At 55.9% G+C, this 4,778-nt stretch carries 2 protein-coding genes; both read right to left on the bottom strand.

Translation table 11 applies throughout. The annotated features are described in order from the left end of the window. Positions 1 to 2,837: maltose alpha-D-glucosyltransferase (gene treS, locus OB13_RS07335; RefSeq protein WP_461489505.1), on the bottom strand; the 2,837-nt coding region annotated here is incomplete at its 3' end. Between the two features lie 15 nt (positions 2,838 to 2,852). Continuing rightward, a partial coding sequence (locus OB13_RS07330) for an alpha-1,4-glucan--maltose-1-phosphate maltosyltransferase (RefSeq protein WP_461489504.1) occupies positions 2,853 to 4,778 on the bottom strand: 1,926 nt, incomplete at its 5' end.

Raw genomic sequence — 4,778 nt, 5'->3', positions numbered from 1 at the left:
TTGAGACGATCCAGTATTTCCTGCCGCATCTGCAGCACCTCTTCTGCTTCTGCGCGGACAGCATCCGGCAGATTGGGCAGGTGTTTGCGCAGGCTGTCGAAGTTGCTTCGTACCAGGGAAGTAAGCGAGGAGAACAGGGACCGCTGGTAGTGCAGCGAGAAATCTTCCGGGGCAAAGTCCTTGGAATCGGTGATGGATGCCAGCGCCAGGTGCATCTCAGCGGTGCGCTGCCCCAGTAGCTCGATGCGTTCCACCGAAGCCCCACCCAGTTGCATCTGCACATGCTCCGGTGCATCGGCAAACGCCACAGGGCGTGCCAGTGTACCGGTGGTGTCGCCCTGTATAATATGCTCTTTATGGATTTGCAGGCGCTCAAAGAAGCGCTTCAAAGAGTCTTCCATGTAGGTCCAGGCATCGCCCTGGTTCGGCACCAGGTCCTGCAGCATCACCAGCACCATCGGCGCTTTGCCGTCTTCCTGGTGCTCGATAGCCCCCAGGAACATGGGCACGTTCGGGAAGTTTACCCTGTCGGTGAGTGCCTGCACCACTTCCACATCGGGGTTCAGGGTACGGTCCAGCTTGCGGTATACCTTCAGGAAGAACTGGTTCTCAAAGATAACAGAGGTATTGCTCTGCTCTGCACCCAGTATTTTAGAACTGAGCGGATGACCCACCTCTTTAATTCTGGAGCTGATCACGCGGCTGCCGTAGCCTACCAATTCCGCGTTATCAGTCTTGAGTCGCTTGCGCTTTGCCATCTGCTTGAGCAGCAATTGCCTGAAGTCTTCCGAGTACACCGCATCGTATAGTATACCTTCATTTCCTTCAATGGACACGCGGGCAATGACGCTGTTCGGCTGATCATTGATCAGTTCCTGTTCCTGCTCGCCGGTGGCAAAGGCAACCGGTAGCTGGTAGAGCTCCGGCAGACCTTCGTTATAACTCACCTCAATGAACAGCAGCGATGCGCCATACTGGCCCATCGTCATCGGCACGTTCGTCACCACCTGCATGCGTTGGACCGTGCGGGCTTTGCCCCCGAACCAGCGCCTTTTCAGGATGTAGTTGGGCAGCACCTTCGTTTCCAGCGCTTTCAGGGCCCGTGCAGGCAGCGGGCTGTCCAGCGCAGGCAACTGCATAGCCGGTTTCTCCAGGTCTATACCTGCCCCTAAGCTGACTTCCTGTGGCTGCAGCTCGAACCAGTAGTAACCGTGCGCACTCATGGTAAAGAGGTAGGTATCGTCCTTCACCTGCGGGAACTTGTTCTTGCTAAATACCTCAACCGGCACATAGCCCCTGAACTCGGGCAGGTCCAATTCCACGGCCTCCGGGAAACGGGACAGGTTGGCGATTACCAGGATATTCTCCTCCTGGTACGAACGCACAAAAGCCAGCACCTTGGAGTTGGATGGGTTGAGGAAGCGGATAGAGCCGCGGCCAAACGCTTTGTAGCGCTTGCGCATGTTGATGATGCGGCGCATCCACCAGAGCAGGGAACTGCTGTTGTGCTGCTGCGTCTCCACATTCACCGATTCATACTTATACTCCGGATCAATGATCACCGGCAGGTATAGCTTCTGGGGATTGGCTGTCGAGAAACCAGCATTGCGGTTGTCGTTCCACTGCATCGGCGTGCGCACGCCATCCCGGTCACCCAGGTAGTAGTTATCCCCCATGCCGATCTCGTCGCCATAGTACACGACCGGCGTGCCCTTCATAGAAAAGAGCAGCACGTTCATGAGCTCGATCTTGGCCCGGTCGTTGCCCAAAAGCGGGGCCAGACGGTGGCGTATACCCAGGTTGATTTTGGCCAGTGGATCGCGGGTGTATACCTTGTACATGTAGTCGCGTTCTTCATCCGTCACCATCTCCAGCGTGAGTTCGTCGTGGTTGCGCAGGAACATGGCCCACTGGCAGGTTTCAGGTATAGCCGGTGTCTGGTCAAAAATGTCGATGATCGGGAAGCGGTCCTCCATCTTCACGGACATGAACAGGCGTGGCATGATCGGGAAGTGGTAGTTCATGTGGCATTCGTCGCCGTTTCCAAAGTACGAAGCAGAATCCTCGGGCCACATATTCGCCTCTGCCAGCAAAAGCTTGCCTTCGTATTTTTTGTCGACATGCGCCCGCAGCTTTTTCAGGAAGTCGTGCGTTTCGGGCAGGTTCTCCCCGTTGGTGCCCTCCCGTTCAAACAGGTACGGCACGGCATCCAGACGGAAGCCGTCCACGCCCATGTCGAACCAGTAATCGAGCATCTTGAACACTTCCTGCTGCACGTCCGGGTTGTCGAAGTTCAGGTCGGGTTGGTGGTGGAAGAAGCGGTGCCAGTAGTACTGCCCGGCCACGGGGTCCCAGGTCCAATTGCTTGGCTCGTAGTCCGTGAAGATGATGCGCACATCTTTATACTGGGTTGGGTCGTCGGACCATACGTAATAGTTGCGGTGCTTGGAGCCTTTCTTCGCGCGACGGGCCCGCTGGAACCAGGGATGCTGGTCAGAACTGTGATTGATGACAAGCTCTGTGATCACTTTCAGCCCGCGGCGGTGCGCCTCTTTCACAAACAGTTTGAAATCCTGCATGTTGCCGTAGCTCGGGTTGATGCTGTAGTAGTCGGCAATGTCGTAGCCATCGTCTTTGAGCGGTGACGGGTAGAAAGGTAGCAGCCAGATCGCCGTTACCCCCAGGTCCTCGAGGTAATCGAGTTTCTGCATCAGGCCTTTGAAATCGCCTATACCATCGCCGGAACCATCCATAAAAGCTTTGATGTGCAGCTCATAAATGATCGCGTCTTTGTACCAGTGAATGTTGTCGTCTAGAAGGGTGTTGTCCTCTGCCATATAGTTTTTTCGTGTTTATTCGTGTTTGCTGTGCTCTTCAGGTAACCAGGTATCGTCGAGGCTCTCGTGGCCCATACCCGGGGTGGCTACCTCTATACGGAATACGTGCACCGGCATCTCGTGCGGTCTCAGCTCCACGTAATTCCATTCACTGTTCCAGGTATACTTGTGCTCTGTCATCAGATCGTGCACCATGTACTGCTGGTTTTCCGGCATCCGGAGCGCCTGCAGTGGCACCTTCACCCAGCCAGCCTGCGTGTTGTGCGGGTCCAGGTTGATGACCATCAGCATCTTGCTACGGTAACTGCTGTCCCACTTGGCATAGCAGAGCAGCTGCGGATTGTCCGTGTCGCCGAATTCGATGTTCCAGGTGGTCTGCAGGGCCGGGTTGACCTGCCGGATCTTGTTGATCTTGGTGATCACTTCCCGGATCTTTGTCAGCTTGCCCCAGTCCCAGTGCACGACCTCATATTTTTCGGAGTCCAGGTATTCTTCTTTGCCCTGCACCGGCGTGTTGATGCCAAATTCATACACGGGACCATACAGGCCATAGTTCGAGGAGAGCGTAGCCGCCATAACCACGCGCGTAATATGCGCCGGCTCTCCGCCCGTCTGCAATTCGTGCGGCAGGATGTCGGGCGTGTTGGGCCAGAAATTGGGACGGTAGAAGTCGCGCATTTCACTCCGGGTCAGCTCCGTCATGTATTCCCTGATCTCGGCAGCCGTGTTGCGCCAGGTGAAGTAGGTATAGGACTGGGTGAAACCGATCTTGCCGAGCCGCTCCATCACGCGCGGCCTGGTAAAGGCTTCGGCCAGGAAGATCACCTGCGGATACTGCTGCCGTACCTCCCGTATCAGCCACTCCCAGAAATGAAACGGTTTGGTATGGGGATTGTCCACCCGGAACACGTACACCCCCTGCTCGATCCAATGGATCACGATGCTCTTCAGTTCCAGCCACAGGTTTTGCCAGTCTTCGGTCTCAAAGTTTACGGGTAGCACATCCTGGTATTTTTTGGGCGGGTTTTCGGCATACTGCACGGTACCATCCGGACGCCATTTGAACCAAGCTGGATGCTCCTTTACATACGGGTGATCGGGAGAACACTGAATGGCAAAATCAAGGGCTACCTCGATGCCATGTTCCCGCGCGGCATGCACAAAGCTGCGAAAATCCTCCAGGGTACCCAGTTCCGGCAGAATGGCTTTGTGGCCGCCTGATTCGGCACCGATGGCCCAGGGAGAGCCCGGCTCACCCGGCTGGGAAGTCACCGAGTTGTTCTTGCCCTTGCGGAAAGCAAATCCGATCGGGTGGATAGGCGGCAGGTAAATGGTATCGAATCCCATCTCGGCAATGCGGGGCAGCAGCCGTTCGCAATCCCGGAAGGTGCCATGCTGACCTTGCCCCTGCCCTGCTGATCTGGGAAAAAACTCGTACCAGGTGCTAAAGAGGGCTTTCGGGCGCTCCACATCCACCTGCAATACCTTGTGATACGTCGTCACATGGCGACGCTCACAGCAGGCATGCATCAGTTCGGTGACGCCGTCGCCTGTCGCTAGTGCGACCGCATCGGCCACCGAGCCGGGCCTGTTGAGCTGCTCTGCCCATTTGCTCAGGCGCTTCTGCTGCCCGGGCTTGGCCGTGGCAGCAACCTCCTCCAGCAGTTGCGCCCCGATCTGCAATTCTACCGCGATATCCTGGTTGGCTTCAAATTTCTTTTTGATGCCTTTTTGCCAGGTATAGAAATGGTCTATCCAGCCTTGCAAGGTATACTCAAAGCTGCCCATGCTGTCAGGCGTAAAACTAACCTGCCAGCGGTCGTTGCCCAGAAACTGCATCGGGACCTCGTTCCACTTTTTCTTTTTGGAATGGCGGTACAGCAACACAGCTTTTACTTCATCATGGCCATCTCCGAAAACATCAGCAGTCACTGTGACTTC

This window comes from Pontibacter sp. HJ8, assembly GCF_054824225.1.
This window is presented reverse-complemented; position numbering and strand designations above follow the sequence as displayed.